This is a genomic window from Aestuariicoccus sp. MJ-SS9, from assembly GCF_032586235.1.
Classification (GTDB): domain Bacteria; phylum Pseudomonadota; class Alphaproteobacteria; order Rhodobacterales; family Rhodobacteraceae; genus Aestuariicoccus.
Window position 1 is genome coordinate 1 of sequence record NZ_JAWHTD010000126.1, and the last position, 1,026, is coordinate 1,026.

2 protein-coding genes are annotated in these 1,026 nt (G+C 53.6%); both read left to right on the top strand.

All coding sequences use genetic code 11. From position 1 onward, the window contains the following. Positions 1-261: 261 nt before the first annotated feature. Positions 262-528: a hypothetical protein gene (locus RXV88_RS23565; protein WP_316296177.1), complete on the top strand. Its 267-nt coding sequence runs from the start codon at positions 262-264 to the stop codon at positions 526-528. Positions 529-580: 52 nt separating this feature from the next. After that, entirely contained in the window at positions 581-949 is a 369-nt protein-coding gene (locus RXV88_RS23570; protein ID WP_316296179.1) for a hypothetical protein, read from the top strand. The last annotated feature ends 77 nt before the right edge of the window (positions 950-1,026 follow it).

A 1,026-nucleotide genomic window follows, 5' to 3' on the forward strand; every position in this document is an offset into this window, starting at 1 on the left:
CCCCGCGCGCGCAACGATGCGTTGTAGCTGGACCAGTTCGTGGTGCGATAGCGGGCGGGTGATGGCTTGTTCATACAGCGCGTCTAACGGCATGGATTCACGAAGTGAAGAGAGCGTCCGGCGAGCCCCACCTTGATGGACCTGTTCCAGGTGTGAGAGCCTTAGTGTGATTGCGGGCGATGCGTAATCCTTTTGACCCATATCAATGCATTGAAGCACAGAGCGCGGCTATTGTTAGTCTCAGAGGGAAAGGAGGGAGATATGCCAGAGCAATCGACAACACCTTTACCGACATGTCCGATGGCAAAGGCGTGCGAAGGCATGATGAAGAAGCCTCCATCGGGCGTTGCCACGGTTTTGCCTGGGCTACTCTTCATCGTGCTTGGCGTTCTTGTTGTAATTGAGCCCAGAATTCTTGTTTGGCTCATCGCAGCGGCATTGATCCTGCTTGGCGGGATGATGCTGATGATGGGGAGCTTTATACGCAAGATCGGGACTCAATTTCACGGCAAACAGCAGTCAACGTGACGAGGTACTTAGTCCGTCCGGACTGGGGCTGCATTGACATGAGGCAAATGCGATGACCGGTGAACAAGAGCGCCATGAAGATCATCCTATGGCGGATGAGCAAGAAAGACTGTCCCAAAAGCTTGATGCTGTCGGATGGGCTCTTTTCCTGATTTGGGTCGGTTTTGCGTTCTTGTTTGATTTCGGTTGGGCATGGGGTCCGATCGGTATCGCCGCTATCATCTTTGGCGAGGCGGTAGTTCGTTTGCGCCTAAACCTGAAAATCGAGGGCTTTTGGATTGTCGTTGGTCTGATGTTCCTCGTCGGGGGCTTGTGGGAGCTATTCAAAATCCCTTGGCCACTGGCTCCGTTTCTTATGATCGGATGTGGCCTGGCTGTTCTGTGGGGCGTGTTCGGCGGTAAGTACTTAATGAAGAAGTGAGATGGCGTTGTTGCAGAACTAGGGCTTGAGGCGTGATTGCCCCTTTCCCCGCTGAGATCATGCCACGCGGATGATCT

Bases quoted from the DNA above. Each gene is read 5' to 3' on its own strand.
- RXV88_RS23565 (WP_316296177.1), top strand. From the start codon at position 262: ATGCCAGAGCAATCGACAACACCTTTACCGACATGTCCGATGGCAAAG.
- RXV88_RS23570 (WP_316296179.1), top strand. From the start codon at position 581: ATGACCGGTGAACAAGAGCGCCATGAAGATCATCCTATGGCGGATGAG.